This window comes from Micromonospora fulviviridis (assembly GCF_014648395.1).
GTDB lineage: Bacteria > Actinomycetota > Actinomycetes > Mycobacteriales > Micromonosporaceae > Micromonospora > Micromonospora fulviviridis.
In genome coordinates this window covers 129,908-150,500 of record NZ_BMRA01000008.1, presented here as the reverse complement: position 1 = coordinate 150,500, position 20,593 = coordinate 129,908, and the positions used below count along the sequence as shown (strand labels likewise).

Sequence of the window (20,593 nt, the reverse complement as noted above, 5' to 3'; positions counted from 1 at the left end):
GGCCGGCCCGGGCCGACGGCGCGGCGGGTGTCGGTCCGGCACTGCCGGGTACCCGGCCGCCATGCCGCACACCGACCCGGTCCGCCGCTTCGCCTTCCGGTTCGACCCGGCGTTCCGGCTGCCGCTGGCCCTGCTCGGGGTGCGGCCGGAGACCGCCCGCGTCGAACTGGGCCAGGACGAGCTGACCGTGCGGTTCGGCCCCTGGCGGCTGCGCACCGCCCGGGACAACGTCGCGGGGGTCGAGCTGGGCGGCCCGTACCGCTGGTGGCGGGCCGTCGGCCCGCACCTGTCCCTGGCCGACGGCGGGGTCACCTTCGGTACCAGCGTGGCGGCCGGGGTCTGTGTCCGCCTCGCCACCCCGGTGCCGGCGCTCGCCCCCGGCCCCTGGCCGCGCCACCCGGCCGTCACGGTGACGGTGACCGACCCGGAGGCGTTGCGCGACGCCCTGACCGGCCCGCCCTGATCATCTTTCCCCGCTTGCCCGGTTCCGCCGGGCCGCGCCCCGGGTACCACCTACGGTCGGTTCAGGGCCTGAAGGGGTGCAGATGACGGAAGGACGGGACGGGGCGCAGCCCCGGCGGACGCGGGGGCGCCGCCACCACGCGCACTCGACCGCGGCGGACCGGGCGCTGCGCGCCGCCCGCGATCCGGAGCACGGCGACCCCGCCCGCCGGCCGGGGACGCTGCCGGCGAGCGTGGAGAGCCCGGTCCGGCCGGCCGAACCGGCCGGCCGGCTGAGCCGCTGGCTGTTCCAGCACCGGGTGCAGCCGGTCGGCCCGGAGACCCGGGAGCACCAGACGCGGGCGCACCCCTGGTGGCAGGTGATGTGCCTGACCGGCGTCGACTACTTCTCCACCCTGTCCTACCTGCCCGGCATCGCGGCGGTGGCGGCCGGCGCGCTGAGCCCTCTCGCGACCCTGCTGATCGTGGCGCTGACCCTGTTCGGGATGCTGCCCATGTACCGGCGGGTGGCCCGCGAGAGCCCGCACGGACAGGGCTCGGTGGCGATGCTGGAACGGCTGCTGCCGTTCTGGCGCGGCAAGCTGTTCGTGCTGGTGCTGCTCGGCTTCGTGGCCACCTCGTGGATCATCACGATCACGCTCTCCGCCGCCGACGCGACGGTGCACCTGCTGGAGAACCCGATCCTGCCCGAGTCCTTCCCGCACGGCACCACGGCCGCCGTGCTGGTGACCGTGGTGCTGCTGCTCATCCTCGGCGGAGTGTTCCTGCTGGGGTTCAGCGAGGCGGTGCAGGTCGCCATCCCCCTGGTCGCGGTCTTCCTCGCGCTGAACGCGGTGATCGTGGTCGCCGGCCTGGCCGAGGTCGCCGCCGACCCGGGGATCCTCACCGGTTGGACCGACCGGCTGACCACGGTCGGCGGGGCGGGTGACGTGCTGGCCACCAGCGTGCTCGCGTTCCCGCTGCTGGTGCTGGGCCTCTCCGGCTTCGAGACCGGGGTGAGCATGATGCCGCTGGTCAAGGGGGGCGACGGCGACGCCGAGCGGCGGTTGACGGTCCGGATCGGCAACACCCGCAAGCTGCTCACCACCGCCGCGCTGATCATGTCGGTCTACCTGATCGCCACCACGTTCGTCACCACCGTGCTGATCCCGGCGGACGCGTTCGCGCCCGGCGGGCCGGCCAGCGGCCGGGCGCTGGCGTTCCTGGCCCACGAGCACCTGGGCGAGGCGTTCGGCACGGTCTACGACATCAGCAGCATCTTCATCCTCTGGTTCGCCGGCGCCTCGGCGATGGCCGGCCTCATCAACATCGTGCCCCGCTACCTGCCCACCTACGGCATGGCGCCCGAATGGGGGCGGGCGGTCCGCCCGGTGGTGCTGGTCTACACCGCGATCAGCATCGCCATCACGGTCGCCTTCCGGGCCGACGTCAACGCCCAGGCCGGCGCGTACGCCACCGGCATCCTGGCCATGATGGTCTCCGGCGCGATCGCGGTGACCATCTCCGCGTACCGGGCGCGGCACCGGTTCGCCGCCGGCGGCTTCGCGGTGCTCACCCTGGTGCTGCTCTACGCGCTCGTCGAGAACGTGATCGAGAAGCCCGACGGGATCACCATCTCCGGCCTGTTCATCGCCGGCATCGTCGCCGTCTCCCTGATCTCCCGGGTGTCCCGCACGACCGAGCTGCGCACCGAGCGGATCGAGTTCGACGACGCCGCGCGGCGGTTCGTCGCCGAATCGATCGCCCACGACGGCCGGCTGCACCTGATCGCCAACAAGCGGCAGAGCGGCTCGCTGAAGGAGTACCGGGTCAAGGAGCGCGCCCAGCGCGGCATGAACCCGGTGCCCGGCGCGGCCGACGTGCTCTTCCTGGAGATCGACGTCAGCGACCCCTCGCGGTTCAGCGAGGTGCTGCGGGTGCACGGGGTGGAGGTCGGCGGATACCGGATCCTGCGCGCCAGCAGCCCGGCGGCGCCGAACGCCATCGCGGCCATCCTGCTGGCGCTGCGCGACGCCACCGGGGTCCGCCCGCACTGCCACTTCGAGTGGTCCGAGGGGAACCCGATCGCGCACCTGCTGCGCTACCTGATCCTCGGCCGTGGCGACACCCCGCCGGTGGTCCGGGAGATCATCCGCAAGTCCGAGCCGGACCCCACCCGACGCCCCGGGATCCACGTGGGCGGCTGAGCCCCGCCGCCGGCGCCGGCCCCGTCCCGGTCCGACCCCCCCCGGGGGGTACGCCCACCGCCACGCCGGACCGGGCTGCGCCCGGCTACCGGCGCCCCGATCAGGCGAGCGCGCGCACCCGGGCGATGAAGTCGTCCGCGCAGAAGTCGAGGAAGCCGTCCGGGTCCGGGCCGGCGTTCTGCAGCACGATGTGGTCGTAGCCGGCCTCGACGTACGCCCGCACCTTCGCCAGGTGCGGCGCCGGGTCCGGCCCGACCGAGAACTGCCGCCGGATGTGCTGGTCCTCGACCCAGATCGTCGCCGCGTCGAAGTTCACCGGGTTGGGCAGCTCACTCATCACCTTCCACCCGGTGACCGCCCACCGGCTGGTCTCCCTCGCCGCTCGGACCGCCTGTTCCTCGTCCGTGGCCCAGGCCAGCGGCACCTCCGCGTAACGCGGCCCCTGCCCGCCGGCCTCCCGGTAGTGCGCGACGATCGACGACTTCGGCTCGGTGGCGAACAGCCCGTCACCCAGCTCGGCGGCCGTCGCGGCGGAGGACCGCCCGCTCGCGGCCACGGCGATCACGGGTGGGGTCTCCGGCAGGTCCCAGACCCGGGCGTCCTCCAGTTGGAGGTGGCGGCCCTCGTACGACTGGTAGCCGCCCTGCCAGAGCAGCCGGATGATCTCCAGGGCCTCGCGCAGCCGTTCGTGCCGGCCGCGGACGCTCGGGAAGCCCTGCCCGACCACGTGCTCGTTGAGCCGCTCGCCGGCGCCCACGCCCAGGGTGAACCGTCCGTCGGAGATCAGCGCCATGGTGGCCGCGGCCTGGGCGATGATCGCCGGGTGGTACCGGACCGAGGGGCAGGTGACCCCGGTGGCCAGGCCGAGCGTGCTGGTCTTCGCGGCGATGGCCGCGAGCGCGCTCCAGGTGAAGCAGGAGTGCCCCTGCACCTCCAGCCAGGGGTGGTAGTGGTCGCTCATCTCGACGAAGTCGAAGCCGGCCTGCTCCGCGCGGACGGCCTGCCGGATGAGCTCCTGCGGGCCGAAGGCCTCCGAGGCCAGCTTGTAGCCGATCTGCATCGCCCTGGTCTCCCGTCCCCCGCGCGGCTGGACCGCTGCCCTTCCCGCCCCGCGACCCGGCAAACGCCGCACCGCGCCCGGCGCGGGGCAGGAACGCCCCGGCGAGGAACCCAGCCTCCTAGGACGGCTCAGAGGTGGTGACGCGGCACGCGCCGGGCACGGAACGGCCCGCGCCGCGGGGAGCGGGCGCGGGCCGGGGTGGTGCGGGGCCGGGCCTACTTGGACGGCTCGGGAAGCTCGCAGTCCACCTTGGGGTTCGCGCCGATGTAGTTCAGCGGGCCGGCCACGATGGTGACCAGGATGGTGCCCGCCTCGGCGCAGTTGGTGTCGTCGTTGCCGTAGTAGCCGCGCTGACCGGCGGCGATGGCGCCGATGACGAGCCAGATGACGACCAGGACGCCGACTATCGAGGTGCCGCGCATGGGTTGCCTCCACTGGGGTTGTGGTGGATTCGAGGTGGAGGCCATGTACCCACAGCGGGGGAACGGTCAAACGGCGCCCCGGTGGCGGCGCGGCCGATTCCGACCATCGCGGGGCGGCTCAGTGCGGCGGCGCGGGCGACTCCGGAGGCCGGCCCCGGCTGCGCAGGTGGTCGGCGACGGCCACCCCGGCCAGCACCAGCATCGCCCCGAGGGCGGCGTAGACGGGCGCGAGGAACACCGCGCCGGGCGCGATGGTGAGCAGCGCCAGGACGCCGCCGGGGCGGGAGAGCGACACCCGGCTGAACACCTCGTACTCGAAGGCGGCGCGACCGACCAGGAACAGCGCCGGCCCGCCGAGGAGGACCGCCAGCCAGCCCGGCGGGGTGTGCCCGGTCGGTTCGAGCAGCACGAGGTCGAATCCGGCGGCGCTGGTCACCACCCCGGCCACCATCAGCAGGTGCGTGTAGGGGGCGGAGTTCAGGAACCGGGCCGGCTGTTTCGCCATGGCGATGGCGTGCGGCAGCAGTTCGCCGGACTTGTGTACGTAGATCCGCCAGAGCAGCAGCGTGGTGGCGAACGCGATGGCGAACGCGCCGATGTTCTCCGTCTCGGAGTGGTGCAGGCTGAAGACGGTGCCGGTGACCAGGATGGCGTCGCCCAGCGCGATGATGAAGAACTGCTGGTAGCGCTCGGAGAGGTGCTCGGCGGTCACGTTGCGCTGGGCGTCCGGCACCACGCCGAGGCCGGGCACCGGGTACGCGAGCCGGAAGCCGAGGTAGTCGATGCCCAGGGCCAGCGCCCAGAGCGTTTCGCGGGCGTGGCCGCCCACCTTGGCGCCGACGAGCCAGGGGATCGCGGAGATCGCGAACCAGGTGAAGATGCGGGCCGCCCGGCGCTGGGTCTGCCGGTGGTGCCGGACCGCCGGCATGAGGAACAGCCCGCGTCCGAGATGGATCGCCACGTAGGTCCCGGCGAAGACCAGCCCGCGGGCGCCGAACGCCTCCGGAATGGCGGTGGTCATCAGCAGCGCACCGAACATGACCGCGACGATCAGCAGCTTGATCTCGGGACGTTGCGGGTCGTACATGTCGGTGACCAGGGTGGTGATCGCCCAGGTCCACCACATCGCCATCAGCATGATCAGCGACTGGAAGGCCCGCTCCCAGCTCACCTCGGTGATCAGGCCCCGCGAGATGAGCGAGAGCGCGACCACGTACACCAGGTCGAAGAAGAGCTCCAGCAGGGTCACCCGGCGTGGCGCCTCGGGATCGCGCACCGGGGGTCGACGCCCGGCGGGCTGCTCCGGCGTGGCGGTGGGCACGAGGTGCTCCTGCGGTGGCGGGATCGGCGCGGCGGGCCGTCCGGCCCTGCACCGACCGTAGCGACGCCGGCGCGGACCCGTGCCGGGTTTCCCCTATTCGCGCTCTCCGAGGCGTCGCGCCGCGACCGGTCCCACCGGCCGGCCCGGCTCGACGGTCGCCGGACACGGCGCGGGCCGGTGGCGACCGTCGGTCACCACCGGCCCGGGCGTCGGATCAGGCGTCCTCGCCGGCGCCGACCGGGAGCACCCGCTCGGCCTCGGCGCGGGCGCCGGCCAGCACCTTCGCCTGCTGCGACCACGTCGCCAGGCCCGGGGCGGCGCGCAGGCCGGCGGCCTTCACGGTCTCCCGCAGCGCCGCCTCGTCCAGCTCGGCGAGCTGCTGGTAGGTGCGGATGCCGGCGGCCTGGAGCGCGGCGGCCAGCTTCGGCCCGATGCCCTGGATCCGCCGGAAGTCGTCCGGCGCGGCGGCGTCCACCTGGGCCGGAGCGGCGTCCTCGACCGCGGCGCGCGGCGCGGGCACCGCCACCGGCGTGGCCGGCTCGGTCTCGGCCACCGGCTCGGCCTCCACGGCCACCGGCTCGGTCTCCACGGCCACCGGCTCGGCCGGCTCGGTCACCGGCTCGACGGCCGGCTCGGTCTCGGCGGCCGGGCTCGCGACCGGCTCCGCGTCGGCGGCCACCGGCTCGGGCGCGGTCCGGGCCGGCTCGCTCTCCTCGACGGCGACCGGCTCGGCGCCGACCTCGACCACCGGCTCGACCGGACGGGCCGGCTCGGACCGGCCCGGCTCCTCTACGGCCACCGGCTCGACGGTCACCGGCTCGGCGGTCACCGGCTCGGCGGACGCGGGCTCGGCGGACGGCAGGGTGGTCGCCTGGGCGGCCAGCGTGGCGGCGGCCGGGGCGGCGTCCTGCTCGACCGGGGCCGCCGGCTCGGTCACCGCGGCGGGCGCCGGCACCTCGTCGACCACGGCCTCCGGCCGCTCCTGGTCGACCGTGGCGGTCACCTCGGGCGCCGGGGCGGCGGCACCCTCCACCGTGGGCGTACCGGTGCCGGCCGCGTTCCGGCGGCCGCTCACCACCCACCCGATGCCCAGGCCCACCAGCAGGGCCAGGATCAGAACCAGCCACTGCCCGAAGCTCGACGGCATGCCAACCTCCTCCTATGTACGTGACGACAATCGCGAGAAAACCCGGGGCAGCTTCGCACACGTACGCGCGGGGCGACAGGGAGGTCGGCGGCTGCCGTCGCTGGTGGGACCGGGCGATGCCGGCCGGTGGTCGCGAGATGACCGACCGTGTGCCGCGGGGGGCCATGGAAGGGGCGCCCCGGACCCCGGTGCCGTTCGAGGGTCCGGGACGCCCCGGTCTTCGGTGCGGTGACGCTCAGCAGATCCGCCGGGGCGCGGGCAGGTCGACCGCGTCCCAGCTGTAGAAGCAGCCGGCCACGGCGTCCCTGGGGGACCGCCAGGTCGGCAGGTACGGCGAGGTGTGCGCCGACAGCCGCTCGTTGACCTGCTGGTACAGCGGGTTGTCGCGGACCTCGGCGGCCAGGTCCGGGTCGACGGCGACCGTCTCCATGAGGTGCACGCACAGGTCGTGCAGGTAGTACAGCGACCGGTGCCGTACGCCGGTGAGGCGGGGCAGTTCGGTGGCGTCGGACTCGGCGAAGATCTGTGCCACCCGGCCCTGCGCCCCCGGCACGATCCGGCTGACGACCAATAGTCGACTCATCGGGACCCCTCTCGCCGCTCGTGGTGCCCCGAGCCCGGCCGAGGGCGTCGGTCACCGTGCGGCTCACCCTGCCGGGCCGGCTGTCACCTGGCCGTCACGGCCTGTCCGGGGACATTGATGGCGGTGGTGACGGTCAGCGAGGGTGCGGCGTGGTGGGCGCGGTGGGGCCGCGCGGCGTGGAACCGGCCGGGCGGCCGGGGGCGTTGTTCCGGTCCGCGCGCCGCTGCGGGGCCTGCCGGGTGGCCCGCCGGATCGGGGCGAGGGTCTCGTCGAGCAGGGCGCACATCGCCGGGGACGGCTCCAGGCGCAGCTCGCGCAGCAGCAGGTCGCGGTAGACGTAGAAGGCGTGCACCGCCTCGAAGGCGTTGCCCTCGGCGAGGTGGATGCGGACCACGAGGCGGTGCGGGGTCTCGCGCAGCGGTTCGGCGGCCATCGCCTCCAGCGCCGCCTCCAGGGCCTCGCCGTGCCGGTTGGCGGCGAGGTGGTTGCCGGCGAGTTCCTCCAGCATGTGCAGCCGGAGCTGGCGCAGCCGCTCGCGTTCCAGCAGCACCCAGTCGTCGTACCAGCCGGGGAGCAGGTCGTGCCGGCCGGCGCCGGCGGCCCCGCGGGGCACCTCGCCGTCGCGTACGCGGGCCGCAGTGGCGACGAGTTCGTCGACGTCGAGTTGGACGGTGGGGCCGAGGCGGACGGTGTCGCCGTCGGTGCACAGCGGGCAGCAGGGGTCCTGCCGGAGCCGCCACAGCGCGGTGCGCAGCGAGGAGAGCGCCCGGTCCTCGGGGGTCTCCGGCCAGAGCAGCCCGGCGAGGTGGCTACGGGTGGCGCCCGGGCGCAGCCCGATGAGGGCGATCACCCGTTGCAGGCCCCGGGGGACCACCACCGGGACGTCGTCGTGGAGCAGCCGGAATCCCCCGAGCAGGTGCAGCGACACCCGTGGGACGGGATCTCCCGCCGTCGGCATTCTCGATCCCACGGACACGGGCGCACCCCCTGAACCGGAACCCTCGTCCCGACCGTCCTCTGTTGCCCGCCTCGGCTGCCCGCGACGCCGGTGTCGGAACGGCTCCGCCGTGGGCGGAGAAAGCCCGCTGTGGCGGGGCTGACCGGTACGGAGGATATCAACACTTGTTACTCTGCGTCAACGACGCGTCGCTTTGCTGACCGTCCGTAGTGGTCAGACGAACCGCCTGTGAACTGCGAATAAGTGTCGCTATACGTGTGGAGCAGTTGATCTTCCCATAGCTGGCGCACAGCTTGCGTCAACGCAGCGTCACGGACTTCCCGGGCCGATGGTGGCCGGTTGACGCCGCGTTGACGGTGCCGGCGGCACCGTGTCGCCAGTCGTCCGGCGAGACCGGTCGCCACGCACCGGGACGCACTCAGGGGAGGCTGCGCAATGGACCGCTCGCTCATCGTCGCCAAGGTGGTGCCGACCGCCGAGGATCGGGTCGCCGAGATCTTCGCCGAGTCCGACGCCACCGAACTGCCCGGCCTGGTCGGCGTCCGGCACCGCTCCCTCTACCGGCTGCACGACCTCTACGTCCATCTCCTGGAGACGGAGGCGCCGGCCCAGGGGGCGGTGGAGGAGGCGCGCGGCCATCCCGAGTTCGTCCGGGTCAGCGAGCGGCTGCGCCCGTACATCTCGCCGTACCTGCCGACCTGGCGCTCGCCCCGCGACGCCATGGCCCACTGCTTCTACCGGTACGACGCCCCGGGGCGGCAGTCCACTCCGTACGACGTGCTCGGGCGGCAGTCGTGACCACCACCGCGCCCCGGGACGAGCAGCTCTGGTCCCGCTGCGACGGGTGCGCCTCGCTGCTCTACCGCAAACGCCTGCGGCGCAACCTCGACGTCTGCCCGGAGTGCGGGTCGCACGCCCGGCTCGACGCGCCGGACCGGGTGGCGCAGCTGGTCGACCCGGACTCGTTCACCCCGTTGCCGGAGCGGGCGGTGCGGGTCGACCCGATCGGGTTCGTCGACGCGCTGCCGTACCCGCACCGGCTCGGCGCGGCCCGCACCGCCACCGGCCTGGACGAGGCGGTGGTCTGCGGCACCGCCCGGGTCGGCGGCCACCCGGTCGCCCTGGCCGTCATGGACTTCCGCTTCCTCGGCGGCAGCCTCGGCTGCGCGGTCGGCGAGCTGATCACCCGGACCGCCGAGCGGGCGCTGACCGACGCCGTGCCGCTGGTGCTGGTCACCGCCTCCGGCGGGGCGCGGATGCAGGAGGGCGCGCTGTCGCTCATGCAGATGGCCACGGTCAGCCAGGCCGTCGCCGGACTGCGCGAGGCGGGGCTGCTGACGGTCAGCGTCATCACCGACCCGACGTACGGCGGGGTGGCCGCGTCCTTCGCCACCAACACCGACGTGGTGCTCGCCGAGAGCGGCGCCCGGCTGGGCTTCGCCGGCCCCCGGGTGATCCGCCAGGTCACCGGCGCCACGCTGCCGGAGGGCTTCCAGACCGCCGAGTTCCTCCTCCGGCACGGCCAGATCGACGTGGTGGTGCCCCGGCACGCGCTGCGCGGCCGGCTGACCGCGCTGCTCGCCGCCGCCGAGGCCGGCCGGCGGGTGCCCGTACCCCGGCAGGAGCCGGCGCCGCGACCGGCCAACGGGACCGCCGCGCCCGCCGCCGCGCCCGGCCCGGCCCGCGACGCCTGGGAGACGGTCCGCACGGCCCGGCACCCCGGCCGGCCCACCACCCTCGACTACCTGGAGACCGCCTTCGACGGCTTCGTGGAGCTGCACGGCGACCGGCTCGGCGCGGACTGTCCCGCGATCGTCGGCGGGGTGGCCCGGCTGGACGGCCGGCCGGTCATGGTGATCGGCCACCAGAAGGGACACACCACGGCGGAGCTGGTGGCCCGCAACTTCGGCATGGCCAGCCCGGCCGGGCACCGCAAGGCGCTGCGGCTGATGCGCCTCGCCGCCCGGCTTCGCCTTCCGGTGGTGACCCTCGTGGACACCCCGGGCGCCGACCCGGGCGTGGACGCCGAGCAGCAGGGCCAGGCCGCCGCGATCGCGGAGAACATCCTCGCGCTGAGCGTCCTGCCCACGCCGGTCGTTGCGGTGGTCACCGGCGAGGGCGGCAGCGGCGGCGCGCTCGCCCTCGCGGTCGCCGACCGGGTGCTGATGCTGGAGCACGCCGTCTACTCGGTGATCAGCCCCGAGGGCTGCGCCGCGATCCTCTGGCCGGACAGCTCGGCCGCCCCGCAGGCCGCCCGGGCGCTCCGGCTCACCGCCGCCGACCTGTGCCGGCTCGGGGTGGTCGACGAGGTGGTGCCCGAGCCGTGCCCCGCCGCACACGGCGACCCCGCCGGCGCGGCCGAGCTGCTGGGCCGGGCCGTGACGGCGAACCTCGCCCCGCTGCTCGCCGTCCCGCCGGCCACCCTGGTCCGCCGCCGCCGGCAGCGGTTCCGCCGCTTCGGCGCGGCCCGGGCCGCGGACGTGAACGCGCAGCGCGACGCGATCCGGAACGGCGCGCGGACGGAGGTGGGGCGATGAGTGCGGACACCGGGCCCGAGGAAGTGCTGGACGGGCTGAGCCGGCACGCCCGCAAGCTGGTCGCCGAGCTGGCCGGCCCGGTCCGCCGGGTACGGCTGCGCAGCGGCGAGACCGTGCTGGAGGTGGAATGGCACGGCCCGGCCCGGCCGGCGCCCGCGCCGCGTGCCGAGGCGGAACCTGTGCCCGCGCCGCAGGTCCAGGGGGTGGCCGCGACGGACCGGCCGGTGGTGCGGGCGCCCGTGGTGGGCACCTTCTACCGGTCCCCCGAACCCGGCGCCGCCCCGTTCGTGGCGGTCGGCGACGTCGTCCGGCCCGGCCAGGTCATCGGGATCGTGGAGGCGATGAAGTTGATGAACGAGGTGACCGCCGGCCAGGCCGGACGGGTCGTCGAGGTGCTCGTGGAGGACGGCAAGCCCGTCGAGTACGACCAGCCGCTGATCGCCCTGGAACCGCTCACCGGACGGGACGCCTGATGTTCGACAAGGTGCTGATCGCCAACCGCGGCGAGATCGCGCTGCGCGTGCTGCGCGCCTGCCGGGAGCTGGGTGTCCGGACGGTGGTGGTGCACTCCAGCGCCGACGCCGACTCGCTGCCGGTGCGGCTGGCCGACGAGACCGTCCGGATCGGACCGGCGGCCAGCCGGCAGAGCTACCTGAACGCCGCGGCGATCGTCGAGGCGGCCCGGCAGACCGGCGCCCAGGCCGTGCACCCCGGCTACGGCTTCCTCTCCGAGGACGCCGACTTCGCCGAGATCTGCGCGGAGAACGGGCTCACCTTCGTCGGCCCGCCGCCGCAGGTGATGGCCGCCCTCGCCGACAAGTCCACCGCGCGGGCGCTCATGAGCCGCGCCGGCCTGCCGCTGCCGCCGGGCAGCGTGCGCACCCTGCCGACCGCCGCCGACGCCCTCGACGTGGCCGCCGAGGTCGGCTACCCGGTGATCGTCAAGGCGGCCGCCGGCGGGGGCGGGCGGGGGATGACGGTGGTCCGCTCGGCCGCCGAGCTGCCCCGCGCGTACGCCCGTACCCGCGCCGCCGCCCAGGTCGCCTTCGGCGACGACCGGGTCTACGTCGAGCGGTACCTGGCCGACGCCCGGCACGTCGAGGTGCAGGTGCTCTGCGACGGCCACGGCAACGGCATCCACCTGGGCACCCGGGACTGCTCGGTGCAGCGCCGGCACCAGAAGCTGATCGAGGAGGCCCCCGCCCCGGCGCTGCGACCGGCCACCCTGGACACCCTCGCGGAGACCGCGCTGCGCGGCGCCCTGTCGGTCGGCTTCACCGGCGCCGGCACCGTCGAGTTCCTGGTGGACGAGGCGGAGCGCTGCCACTTCCTGGAGATCAACTGCCGGATCCAGGTGGAACACCCGGTGACCGAGATGGTCACCGGCATCGACCTGGTCCACGAACAGCTGCACGTGGCCGCCGGCACGCCGCTGCGCTGGCGGCAGGAGGACGTCCGGCTGCGCGGGGTGGCGGTCGAGTGCCGGGTCAACGTGGAGGACCCGGACCGCGACTTCGCCCCCGCCCCCGGCCGGCTGGACCACTTCCGTCCGCCCGGCGGCCCGTTCACCCGGGTCGACACCCACGGCCACGTCGGCTACCTGGTCAGCCCGCACTACGACTCCCTCCTGGCCAAGGTGGCGGTCTGGGCGCCGGACCGGGACGGCGCGCTGGACCGGCTCGACCGGGCGCTCGCCGAGTTCGAGATCGCGGGGCCGGGGGTGCGCACCACCATCCCGTTCGCCCGGCGGGTCCTGCGCGACGCCGCCTTCCGCGCCGGACGGCACACCACCGGCCTGGTCGACCGCCTGCTCAACCCGCCCGCCGCCGTTGCCGTGCCGGTCGCCGCCCCGCCGCGCGACGGCGGCGCGGACGCCGACCGGACCGTGCCCGACATCCGAGCCGACGCCGACCCGGCCGGCCGTACCCCCGTCACCGCCGTGCCCGCCGCCGGCCCGACCGCCTGGAGGAACCCATGACCGTCGCCCCCGACCGCCCGCTCGCCAAGGAGATCACCGACATCCTGGTGACCCACTGCGGCCTGGACGCCGACGCCGCCGCCCGCACCCCGGCCGCCAGCCTCGAGGAGCTGGGCATGGACTCGCTGGCGCTGCTCGAACTCTCCGCGGTCGTGGCCGACCGGTGGCGGGTGAAGATCCCCGAGCAGGCCGGGCAGCTCAGCATCGCCGGCGTCGCCGACCTGGTGGCCCGCCGCGGCGACCCGCCGCCCGGGCACACCGAGAACGAGGTCGACATCGCCGCTCCGCTGCCGCTGGTCTGGGAGATCACCAACGACGTGGCCCGGTGGACCGAGCTGTTCACCGAGTACGCGGTGGTCGAGATCCTGCACCGCGAAGGCGACACGGTGCGGTTCCGGCTCACCATGCACCCCGACGAGAACGGCACGTCGTGGAGCTGGGTCAGCGAACGCACCGCCGACCCGGCCACCCGCGAGGTGCACGCCCGGCGGGTGGAGACCGGCCCGTTCGAGTACATGCGCATCCACTGGCGCTACGACGAGATCCCCGGCGGCACGCGGATGACCTGGGTGCAGGACTTCGCCATGAAGCCCACCGCGCCGGTCGACAACGCCGGCATGACCGAGCGCATCAACACCAACAGCAAGGTCCAGCTCGCCGTCATCAAGGAGAAGATCGAGCGGGCGTACGCGGGAGGCGCGCGATGACCGACACCGGTACGGCCCGGATCTCCGTCCACGACGTCACCGCCGACCGGCGGCGCGGCGGCGAGCTGCGGGTGCTGCTCGGCCCGAAGACCGTCGGCAGCACCTCGGGCTTCATGGGGGTGGCCACGCTGGCGCCGGGGGACCGAATCGCCGAGCACTACCACCCCTACAGCGAGGAGTTCCTCTACGTCGCCCGGGGCGCGATCACCGTCGACCTGGACGACCGGCCCGTGCCGCTCGCGGCGGGGGAGGCGCTGTTCGTGCCCCGGCACGTGCGCCACCGGCTGCGCAACACCGGCGACGAGCCGGCCGAGGTGGTCTTCCACCTCGGGCCGCTCGCCCCCCGCCCGGAACTCGGCCACGTCGACACCGAGGGCGCCCCACCACCCCGGAAACCGTCGTGACCGGCCGGCGCACCGTGGTCACCGGCGTCGGCGTCGTCGCCCCCGGCGGCGCCACCCGGGACCGCTTCTGGAAGACCATCACCGAGGGGCGCACCGCCACCCGGCGGATCAGCTTCTTCGACCCGTCGCCGTTCCGCTCGCAGATCGCCGCCGAGTGCGACTTCGACCCGGACGCCGCCGGCATCACCCTCGCCGAGCGGCTGCGCGCCGACCGGTACGTGCAGTTCGCCCTCGCCTGCTCCGCCGAGGCGCTCGCCGACAGCGGCCTGACCCTCTCCGACGCCGAGCGGGAACGCGCCGGCGTGGTGCTCGGCACCGCGGTCGGCGGCACGATGGCGCTGGAGCAGGAGTACGTCCGGGTCAGCGACTCCGGCCGGCGCTGGCTGGTCGACCACACCCTCGGCGGGCCGTACCTGTACCAGGCGCTGATCCCCAGCAGCCTGGCCGCCGACGTGGCCTGCCGGCACGGCCTGCACGGCCCGGCGCAGGTGGTCTCCACCGGCTGCACCTCCGGCATCGACGCCATCGGCTACGCCCACCAGCTCGTCGCCGACGGCGAGGCCGACATCGTGCTGGCCGGGGCCGCGGACTCGCCGATCTCCCCGGTCACCGTCGCCTCGTTCGACGCCATCGGGGCCACCAGCCCGGACAACGACGACCCGGAGCACGCCTCCCGGCCGTTCGACGCCGACCGGCACGGCTTCGTGCTGGCCGAGGGCGCGGCCGTGCTGGTGCTGGAGGAGGCCGAGCACGCCCGCCGCCGGGGCGCGCACGTCTACTGCGAGGTGGCCGGCTACGCCAGCCGCAGCAACGGGTTCCACATGACCGGGCTGCGTCCCGACGGCGCGGAGATGGCCGTGGCGATCAGCGACGCGCTGCGCCAGGCCCGGCTCGCCCCGTCCGCCGTGTCGTACGTCAGCGCGCACGGCTCCGGCACCCGGCAGAACGACCGGCACGAGACCGCCGCGTTCAAGCGGGCGCTCGGTCCGGCGGCGTACCGGGTGCCGGTCAGCTCGATCAAGTCGATGGTCGGGCACTCGCTCGGCGCGATCGGCTCGATCGAGATGGCCGCCTGCGCGCTGGCCATCGAGTACGGCGTGGTCCCGCCCACCGCCAACTGGGCAACCCGGGACCCCGAGTGCGATCTGGACTACGTGCCCAACGAGGCCCGGGAGGTGCCGGTGGACGTGGCGTTGTCGGTGGGCAGCGGGTTCGGCGGCTTCCAGTCCGCGATGATCTTCCGCCGGATGGCGGTCCACCCGTGACCGCGCGGGCCGTGGTGACCGGGATCGGCGTGGTCGCGCCGACCGGCGTCGGCGCCGACGCGCACTGGGAGGCGGTGCTCGCCGGCACCCGGCGCACCGGGCCGATCACCCTGTTCGACCCGGCCGGCTACCCGACCCGGATCGCCGGGGAGGTGCCCGACTTCGACCCGGCCGGGTTCACCGACACCCGGCAGCGGGTGCAGACCGACCGGTGGACGCACCTCGGCTTCGCCGCCACCCGGCTGGCGCTGGCCGACGCGGGCCTGCCCGAGGAGGCCCCCGACCCGTACCAGTGGGCGGTCACCCTGGCCAGCTCGTCGGGCGGGAACCTGTTCGGGCAGCGGGAGCTGCAACGGCTCTGGGGCGGCCCGACGCGGACCGTCGGGGCGTACCAGTCGATCGCCTGGTTCTACGCGGCCAGCGTCGGGCAGCTCTCCATCCGGCACCAGCTCAAGGGACCCTGCGGGGTGACCGTCTCGGAGTCGGCCGGCGGGCTGGACAGCCTCGCTCACGCGGTGCGGACCATCCGCCGGGGCACCCCGCTCGTGGTGGCCGGGGCGACCGAGTGCCCGCTCAGCCCGTACGCGCTGGCCTGCCAGCTCCGCTCCGGGCTGCTCAGCGACGTGGCCGACCCGGAGTTGGCGTACCGGCCGTTCGACGCCGCCGCCGGCGGGTACGTGCCGGCCGAGGGCGGCGCCGTCTTCGTGGTGGAGGAGCTGGGGCACGCGCTGTCCCGGGGCGCCCGGATCTACGGGGAGATCACCGGCTGGGCGGCCACCCACGACGCCGCCCCGACCGACCCCGAGGCCGGTCCCGACCCGACCCACTACGCCCGGGCGCTGCGGCTGGCCCTGGACCGGGCCGCGGTCCGCCCGCACGACGTGGACGTCATCTGGCCGGACGCGCTCGGCGTGCCCGCGTACGACCGGGCCGAGGCGGCCGCCCTGCGCACGGTCTTCGGCGCCACGACCCCGCCGGTGACCACCCAGAAGCCGCTGACCGGCCGGGCCCACCAGGGCGGTTCGGCGCTGGACGCGGCCACCGCGCTGCTCGCCTTCCACCACGGCCTGCTGCCCGCCTCGGCCGGTCCGGAGCAGCCGGCGCCCGGCTGCGAGCTGACCTTCCTGCGCCGGCCACGCCCGCCGCGCAGCCGTATCGCCCTGGTCGGGGCGCGCGGCTTCGACGGCTTCAACAGCGCGGTGGTCCTGCGCGGCGCGGCCCCGCCCCCGCCCCCCGGGAACTAGTGGTCACCGTCGCCAGAAGAAGTGGTGCACCACTCCGCTCGGGCTGGGGATCCGCTCCAGATGGAAACGGTCGAGGAGTTCGTCGGGACTCGCCCACAACCTCTCGCCGCGACCCAGCTCGACGGGTGCGACGGCGACGTGCATCGTGTCGACGAGGTCGGCGTCGAGAAACTCCCGGACCGTGGCGACGCCACCGCCGATGCGCACGTCCTTGCCCTCGGCGGCGGCGAACGCCCGCGCCAGCGCGTCCTTCGGGGACGCGTCGAGGAAGTGGAACGTGGTTTCCCCCCGGGTGATCGAGGGCCGCTCGTGGTGGGTGAGGACGAACACCGGCGTGTGGAACGGGGGTTCGTCGCCCCACCATCCCTGCCAGTCGAGGTTCTCCCACGGTCCCCGCTGCGGACCGAACTTGTTGCGCCCCATGATCTCGGCGCCGATGTTGTTCCGGAAGTCGCGCGTGCAGTAGTCGTCGAGGCCGTAGGTGCCCCCGGGCTCGGTCCGGGTGGGGGCGTGCGCGGTGGCGCCGGACCAGGAGAAGAGCGCGGCCGGATCGGCGTGGCCGAACGGGCGCTCCAGGCTCTGCCCCTCCCCGGAACCGTATCCGTCGCTGGAGACGTTGAAGTTGTGTACACGGACCAGCTGTGCCACGAGCGACCCCTTCTGGTTGCAAATTGCAAGCGGTTAGCAGGCTACCTAGACTGGTCCCATGGCGCAACCAGTTGCACATGACCGGCTCCCGGTGTCCCCGGGCAGGTCGGGCTGTCCGATCAACATGACCGTCGAGCTCCTCGGTGACCGGTGGAGCCTGATCGTCCTGCGCGACATCATGTTCAGCGGCAAGACCCACTACCGCGAGCTGCTCGCCGCGTCCACCGAGGGCATCGCGTCGAACATCCTCGCCAGCCGCCTCGCGAAGCTCGTCGCGGCGGGCCTGCTCACCCGCGACGACGACCCGAGCCACCGCCAGAAGGTCGAATACCACCTGACCGAGGCGGCGATCCAGCTCGTTCCGGTGCTGGCCCAGCTCGGGGCGTGGGGCGCCCGCTGGCTGGAAACGACGCCGGAGCTGACCGTGCGAGCCGAGCTGCTGGCCGCGGGCGGCCCCCCGCTGTGGGAGCGGTTCATGGCCGAACTCCGCGCCACTCACCTGGCCGGAGCGCCGACACCCGCGGATGGAGTGCTGGCGGACCTGACCGCCGCCTATCACCGGGCAGCCGCCGGCCGCGGACGGGCGGCAGCGGGATAGGCCGCCGGGCAGCATCCGGCGGCCGGCGAGCTACCGAGCCGGCGTGGGGCCGATACTGCCTGTCCGATCGAGCCTGAGCAATCCGCCCAGCCGCTTCTATTGATCTAGCCATTTGCATGTAGCAATGCATGGAACGGCTGTCGTACTGTTCCGTCAGCACCCCGGAGAACGCACCTGTTGGGCGGATTTCGCCCACTTCGAGGCTGGGCGGTGGGCGGTCGTGACAGCACATCCTATGGCGGAAGATTCTGCGTCGACAGTGGATAGTTGGGTCGACGACCTTCTGTTCACCGGCCGTCCCGCCGACGTTTGTCTCCGCCTGCCGGAGCCGGTCGACAAGGGCACTCTCCGCCGCCTGGTCGGCGAGGCCCAGACCCGGCTGGCCGAGGCCGGCCTGCGCCCCGGCGGCGCCGCCGCGCTGCGGCTGCCCCCGTCGCTGGCCTACGTGGTGAACCTGCTGGCCACGTGGCGCACCGGCGCCCAGGCGATCCTGCTGGACCACCGGCTCACCGACCACGAGGTCGACCGGGCGCTGCGCCGGCTCGGCCCGCAGGTGGTGGTGGCCCCGGTGCGGACCGGCGGCGGGGCCCTGCGGATCTTCGTGGACGTCACCGCGGGCGTCACGTCGTACTCGGACCGGCCGGCCGGCAGCCCGCACGCCGTGATCCAGCTCAGCTCCGGCTCCACCGGACCGTCCAAGGTGATCGGCCGGACCGCCGAGGACCTGGTCGGCGAGGTGCGCCGCTACACGGAGATCGACGGGGTGGCGCTGCCCGGCGAGCGGATCATCCTGCTGCCCTCCATGGTCCACGTGCTCGGCCTGGTCGGCGGGCTGCTCTACGGCCTGCACGCCGGTGTCGAGCTGTGCCCGCCGGAGCGGCTCAGCGGCGACGCGATCCTTGCCGCCGTCGCCGCCCAGGACAGCCCGGCCACCGTGCTCGGCGTGCCGTTCCACATCGGCCTGCTCGCCTCCACGGTGCCGTCCCGGCCGCTGCCTCAGCTCAAGCGGATGACCACCGGCGGCGAGTTGGTCCCGGCCGCCGTCGCCCGCGCCTTCACCGACCGCTACGGCGTCCCGCTGGGCAACATGTACGGGATGACCGAGGTCGGCGTCATCGGCACCGACCTGTACGGCGCGCACCGGCCCGCCATCGCCCTCGCCCCCGGGATCCGGGTCCGCGAGTCCGGCGGCGAGCTCTGGGTCAGCTGCCCGGCCAACCCCTACGTCGGGCTCGCCGACCCGACCCGCTGGGCCGACGGCTGGCTGCACACCCGCGACGCCGGCGTGGTCGACCCGGGCACCGGGCTGGTCACCATCAAGGGGCGGCTCGACTCGCAGGTCTCGGTGGGCGGCATGAAGGTCGACCTGACCGAGGTGGAGGCCACCGTCGCCGGGCTGCCCGGGGTGACCGCCGCCGTGGTGGTCTGGGACGACGGGATCACCGCGTACGTGCAGACCGACGGCTCGCTCTCCGAGGACACCCTGGACAAGCTGCTCGTGGAGCGCCTCGCCGGCTACAAGCGCCCCCGCACCCTGCACCTGCTCGACCAGTTGCCCCGCACCACCACCGGCAAGCTGGTCCGCTCCGCGACCGCGCTGCGGGACGCGGCGTCATGACCGGCCCGCTGTTCGAGGACGACCTCGACCGGCCCGGCCGCCCCGGCCACCGCGACGGCGAGCACCAGGCCCGCCCCGCCGGCCGGATGGCCGACCCGTACCCCCGGACAGCCGGGGACCGGGCGCAGCAGTTCGCCGCCGCCGTCCGGCGGGGGCATCCGGCGGCGCAGGCCGCCGTCGCGCAGCCCCGTGCCGAGCGCCTTGCCGACCGCCTCCTTGGCCGTCCACAGGCGCAGGAAGTCCAGCTCCCGGCCGGCCTCGTCCCCGGTGGCCAGCCAGGCCGCCTCGTCCGGGTCGTACCAGCGCCGGGCCAGCGCGGTGGCGGGCAGCCGTCGCCGCCGCTCCACGTCCACCCCGACCGGTCCGCCCGCCCGGGCGGCCACCACGACCACCCCGTCGACGTGGCTGACGCTGACCGGCAACGTCCGCCCGTCGTCGGCGTACACCTCCGGGCGTCCGCCGGGCGCCCGTCCCACCCCGATCTCCGCTCCGGGCCGGCCGAGCAACGCGCCACCCGCGCGCCTGAGCAGCCGCCGCGCCAGCTCCCGCTGGTCGCCGGCGGTGCGGCCAATCCACACGTACACGGTGTCCCGACCGGGCACCGGTAGCTGGTTCACGGAAAGAGGTTAACGCCATGCGAGACGAGGTCCGCACCTTCGTCATCGAGCAGCTCGCCGACATGAACTACGACGTCGAGGACATCGACGACGACACCACCCTCGGCCCCTCCGGCGTCGACCTCGAGTCTCTGGCCCTGGCCGACCTCGCCGTCCGCGTCGAGGACCGGTACGGCCTGAAGTTCGACGACGACGAGTCGGAGAAGCTGGCCCTGATGACGGTCGGCGAGTTCACCACGATGGTCGCCGACCGGGTGACCGCGAACAGCGACCACTCCTGATGACCGGTCAGCCCGACCTGGGGCGAGCTGACCTGGTGAGCATGCTCGCCGAACTGACCGCGAAACCCGTCGACCAGGTGCCCGACCGGATCGGCTCGATGGAGCTGGCCTGGCTGGTGCACCTCGTCGAGCAACGCTACGACCGCCGGCTGGACCTGACCGACGACCAGCTCGCCGGCATCCGCACCGTCGACGACGCGCTGGCGGTGTTCCACACCTCGCTGACCGCCCCCGCAGATGGCTGAGCGGGAGCCCGTACGGATCACCGGCATCCACGCGATCAGCGCCCTGGGCAGGGGCGCCGACGCGCTGCTCGCCGGGGTGCTCGCCGGCGCCCCGGCGTTCACGCCGGTGCGCCGCTTCGACACCACCGGCCGCCGGGTCACCGTGGCGGCCACCCTGCCGGAGGTCGGCACCCTCGCCGGCGAACTGGCCGACGCCGTCGACCGCGCGTGCCGGGCGGCCGGCCTGGACCGGACGCACCGGGCCGGCGCCGCGCTGTTCCTGGCCACCCACGGCGGCCCGCCCTCGCTGCCGGTGCCCGGCGCGCCGGCGGG

22 protein-coding genes and 1 pseudogene are annotated in these 20,593 nt (G+C 74.6%); 15 read left to right on the top strand and 8 right to left on the bottom strand.

What is annotated here, in order from left to right:
* The first annotated feature begins 61 nt into the window (after positions 1-61).
* Together IEY96_RS21815 and IEY96_RS21810 are read left to right on the top strand one after the other, a co-directional pair.
* The gene (locus IEY96_RS21815; protein ID WP_189196669.1) at positions 62-463 is read left to right on the top strand and encodes a hypothetical protein; all 402 of its coding nucleotides are present in this window, start codon (positions 62-64) and stop codon (positions 461-463) included.
* An 82-nt stretch (positions 464-545) separates the two neighbouring features.
* Positions 546-2,648, top strand: coding sequence for an APC family permease (locus IEY96_RS21810; RefSeq protein ID WP_189196668.1), 2,103 nt, complete (start codon positions 546-548; stop codon positions 2,646-2,648).
* Between the two features lie 100 nt (positions 2,649-2,748).
* On the opposite strand, the gene IEY96_RS21805 is transcribed toward IEY96_RS21810, so the two are convergent.
* The 6 genes from IEY96_RS21805 to IEY96_RS21780 form a co-directional block, all read right to left on the bottom strand.
* Positions 2,749-3,708, bottom strand: a complete 960-nt coding sequence (locus IEY96_RS21805) for a TIGR03557 family F420-dependent LLM class oxidoreductase (protein WP_189196667.1) — start codon at positions 3,706-3,708, stop codon at positions 2,749-2,751.
* A gap of 215 nt (positions 3,709-3,923) precedes the next feature.
* Positions 3,924-4,130, bottom strand: coding sequence for a hypothetical protein (locus IEY96_RS21800; protein ID WP_189196666.1), 207 nt, complete (start codon positions 4,128-4,130; stop codon positions 3,924-3,926).
* 118 nt (positions 4,131-4,248) lie between these two features.
* Positions 4,249-5,451 (bottom strand): low temperature requirement protein A, encoded by a 1,203-nt coding sequence (locus IEY96_RS21795; protein ID WP_189196665.1) that lies wholly within the window; start codon positions 5,449-5,451, stop codon positions 4,249-4,251.
* 214 nt (positions 5,452-5,665) lie between these two features.
* Positions 5,666-6,598 (bottom strand): helix-hairpin-helix domain-containing protein, encoded by a 933-nt coding sequence (locus tag IEY96_RS21790; RefSeq protein WP_229791776.1) that lies wholly within the window; start codon positions 6,596-6,598, stop codon positions 5,666-5,668.
* A gap of 235 nt (positions 6,599-6,833) precedes the next feature.
* A complete protein-coding gene (locus IEY96_RS21785) occupies positions 6,834-7,181 on the bottom strand; it encodes a TcmI family type II polyketide cyclase (RefSeq protein WP_189196664.1) in 348 nt (115 codons plus the stop codon).
* A 133-nt stretch (positions 7,182-7,314) separates the two neighbouring features.
* Positions 7,315-8,139, bottom strand: a complete 825-nt coding sequence (locus IEY96_RS21780) for an AfsR/SARP family transcriptional regulator (RefSeq protein WP_373293620.1) — start codon at positions 8,137-8,139, stop codon at positions 7,315-7,317.
* 435 nt (positions 8,140-8,574) lie between these two features.
* Between IEY96_RS21780 and IEY96_RS21775 the strand changes: the two genes are divergently transcribed.
* The 8 genes from IEY96_RS21775 to IEY96_RS21740 are packed head-to-tail and all read left to right on the top strand — an operon-like array spanning position 8,575 to position 16,274.
* A complete protein-coding gene (locus IEY96_RS21775) occupies positions 8,575-8,937 on the top strand; it encodes a TcmI family type II polyketide cyclase (protein WP_189196663.1) in 363 nt (120 codons plus the stop codon).
* Positions 8,934-10,676, top strand: coding sequence for an acetyl-CoA carboxylase carboxyltransferase subunit alpha (locus tag IEY96_RS21770; RefSeq protein ID WP_189196662.1), 1,743 nt, complete (start codon positions 8,934-8,936; stop codon positions 10,674-10,676). Before IEY96_RS21775 ends, IEY96_RS21770 begins: the two co-directional genes overlap by 4 nt.
* Positions 10,673-11,149 (top strand): acetyl-CoA carboxylase biotin carboxyl carrier protein, encoded by a 477-nt coding sequence (gene accB / locus IEY96_RS21765; RefSeq protein ID WP_189196661.1) that lies wholly within the window; start codon positions 10,673-10,675, stop codon positions 11,147-11,149. Before IEY96_RS21770 ends, accB begins: the two co-directional genes overlap by 4 nt.
* Entirely contained in the window at positions 11,149-12,654 is a 1,506-nt protein-coding gene (locus tag IEY96_RS21760; RefSeq protein ID WP_189196660.1) for an acetyl-CoA carboxylase biotin carboxylase subunit, read from the top strand. The genes accB and IEY96_RS21760 overlap by 1 nt, the downstream gene beginning before the upstream one ends.
* Positions 12,651-13,361 (top strand): SRPBCC family protein, encoded by a 711-nt coding sequence (locus IEY96_RS21755; protein ID WP_189196659.1) that lies wholly within the window; start codon positions 12,651-12,653, stop codon positions 13,359-13,361. The genes IEY96_RS21760 and IEY96_RS21755 overlap by 4 nt, the downstream gene beginning before the upstream one ends.
* Positions 13,358-13,765, top strand: a complete 408-nt coding sequence (locus IEY96_RS21750; protein WP_189196658.1) for a cupin domain-containing protein — start codon at positions 13,358-13,360, stop codon at positions 13,763-13,765. Before IEY96_RS21755 ends, IEY96_RS21750 begins: the two co-directional genes overlap by 4 nt.
* A complete protein-coding gene (locus IEY96_RS21745; protein ID WP_189196657.1) occupies positions 13,762-15,030 on the top strand; it encodes a beta-ketoacyl-[acyl-carrier-protein] synthase family protein in 1,269 nt (422 codons plus the stop codon). The genes IEY96_RS21750 and IEY96_RS21745 overlap by 4 nt, the downstream gene beginning before the upstream one ends.
* Positions 15,027-16,274 (top strand): beta-ketoacyl synthase N-terminal-like domain-containing protein, encoded by a 1,248-nt coding sequence (locus IEY96_RS21740; protein WP_189196656.1) that lies wholly within the window; start codon positions 15,027-15,029, stop codon positions 16,272-16,274. The genes IEY96_RS21745 and IEY96_RS21740 overlap by 4 nt, the downstream gene beginning before the upstream one ends.
* A gap of 3 nt (positions 16,275-16,277) precedes the next feature.
* On the opposite strand, the gene IEY96_RS21735 is transcribed toward IEY96_RS21740, so the two are convergent.
* Entirely contained in the window at positions 16,278-16,922 is a 645-nt protein-coding gene (locus IEY96_RS21735; protein ID WP_189196655.1) for a dihydrofolate reductase family protein, read from the bottom strand.
* A 124-nt stretch (positions 16,923-17,046) separates the two neighbouring features.
* Between IEY96_RS21735 and IEY96_RS21730 the strand changes: the two genes are divergently transcribed.
* Both IEY96_RS21730 and IEY96_RS21725 read left to right on the top strand, forming a co-directional pair.
* Positions 17,047-17,520, top strand: coding sequence for a winged helix-turn-helix transcriptional regulator (locus tag IEY96_RS21730; RefSeq protein ID WP_229791774.1), 474 nt, complete (start codon positions 17,047-17,049; stop codon positions 17,518-17,520).
* A 235-nt stretch (positions 17,521-17,755) separates the two neighbouring features.
* Positions 17,756-19,138 (top strand): class I adenylate-forming enzyme family protein, encoded by a 1,383-nt coding sequence (locus IEY96_RS21725; protein WP_189196653.1) that lies wholly within the window; start codon positions 17,756-17,758, stop codon positions 19,136-19,138.
* On the opposite strand, the gene IEY96_RS21720 is transcribed toward IEY96_RS21725, so the two are convergent.
* Positions 19,036-19,755 (bottom strand): 4'-phosphopantetheinyl transferase family protein, encoded by a 720-nt coding sequence (locus IEY96_RS21720; RefSeq protein ID WP_189196652.1) that lies wholly within the window; start codon positions 19,753-19,755, stop codon positions 19,036-19,038. The genes IEY96_RS21725 and IEY96_RS21720 overlap by 103 nt on opposite strands.
* Before the next feature lie 17 nt (positions 19,756-19,772).
* On the opposite strand from IEY96_RS21720, the gene IEY96_RS21715 reads away from it, so the two are divergent.
* The 3 genes and pseudogenes from IEY96_RS21715 to IEY96_RS32800 form a co-directional block, all read left to right on the top strand.
* Positions 19,773-20,036 carry an acyl carrier protein gene (locus IEY96_RS21715; protein ID WP_189196651.1) on the top strand — a complete coding sequence of 88 codons (264 nt, stop codon included), beginning with the start codon at positions 19,773-19,775 and terminating at the stop codon, positions 20,034-20,036.
* The gene (locus IEY96_RS21710) at positions 20,036-20,281 is read left to right on the top strand and encodes a hypothetical protein (RefSeq protein ID WP_091305853.1); all 246 of its coding nucleotides are present in this window, start codon (positions 20,036-20,038) and stop codon (positions 20,279-20,281) included. Before IEY96_RS21715 ends, IEY96_RS21710 begins: the two co-directional genes overlap by 1 nt.
* A pseudogene (locus IEY96_RS32800) lies at positions 20,274-20,593 on the top strand (beta-ketoacyl-[acyl-carrier-protein] synthase family protein); the annotation flags it as partial. The gene IEY96_RS21710 and the pseudogene IEY96_RS32800, both read left to right, overlap by 8 nt.

What these genes read in the sequence shown, in the direction of transcription:
- IEY96_RS21805 (WP_189196667.1), bottom strand. Translation starts at nt 3,708, where the DNA reads ATGCAGATCGGCTACAAGCTGGCCTCGGAGGCCTTCGGCCCGCAGGAG.
- IEY96_RS21715 (WP_189196651.1), top strand. Translation starts at nt 19,773, where the DNA reads ATGCGAGACGAGGTCCGCACCTTCGTCATCGAGCAGCTCGCCGACATG.
- IEY96_RS21710 (WP_091305853.1), top strand. Translation starts at nt 20,036, where the DNA reads ATGACCGGTCAGCCCGACCTGGGGCGAGCTGACCTGGTGAGCATGCTC.
- IEY96_RS21790 (WP_229791776.1), bottom strand. Translation starts at nt 6,598, where the DNA reads ATGCCGTCGAGCTTCGGGCAGTGGCTGGTTCTGATCCTGGCCCTGCTG.
- IEY96_RS21780 (WP_373293620.1), bottom strand. Translation starts at nt 8,139, where the DNA reads ATGCCGACGGCGGGAGATCCCGTCCCACGGGTGTCGCTGCACCTGCTC.
- IEY96_RS21775 (WP_189196663.1), top strand. Translation starts at nt 8,575, where the DNA reads ATGGACCGCTCGCTCATCGTCGCCAAGGTGGTGCCGACCGCCGAGGAT.
- IEY96_RS21730 (WP_229791774.1), top strand. Translation starts at nt 17,047, where the DNA reads ATGACCGTCGAGCTCCTCGGTGACCGGTGGAGCCTGATCGTCCTGCGC.
- IEY96_RS21810 (WP_189196668.1), top strand. Translation starts at nt 546, where the DNA reads ATGACGGAAGGACGGGACGGGGCGCAGCCCCGGCGGACGCGGGGGCGC.
- accB (WP_189196661.1), top strand. Translation starts at nt 10,673, where the DNA reads ATGAGTGCGGACACCGGGCCCGAGGAAGTGCTGGACGGGCTGAGCCGG.
- IEY96_RS21800 (WP_189196666.1), bottom strand. Translation starts at nt 4,130, where the DNA reads ATGCGCGGCACCTCGATAGTCGGCGTCCTGGTCGTCATCTGGCTCGTC.
- IEY96_RS21760 (WP_189196660.1), top strand. Translation starts at nt 11,149, where the DNA reads ATGTTCGACAAGGTGCTGATCGCCAACCGCGGCGAGATCGCGCTGCGC.
- IEY96_RS21755 (WP_189196659.1), top strand. Translation starts at nt 12,651, where the DNA reads ATGACCGTCGCCCCCGACCGCCCGCTCGCCAAGGAGATCACCGACATC.
- IEY96_RS21750 (WP_189196658.1), top strand. Translation starts at nt 13,358, where the DNA reads ATGACCGACACCGGTACGGCCCGGATCTCCGTCCACGACGTCACCGCC.
- IEY96_RS21785 (WP_189196664.1), bottom strand. Translation starts at nt 7,181, where the DNA reads ATGAGTCGACTATTGGTCGTCAGCCGGATCGTGCCGGGGGCGCAGGGC.
- IEY96_RS21815 (WP_189196669.1), top strand. Translation starts at nt 62, where the DNA reads ATGCCGCACACCGACCCGGTCCGCCGCTTCGCCTTCCGGTTCGACCCG.
- IEY96_RS21725 (WP_189196653.1), top strand. Translation starts at nt 17,756, where the DNA reads ATGGCGGAAGATTCTGCGTCGACAGTGGATAGTTGGGTCGACGACCTT.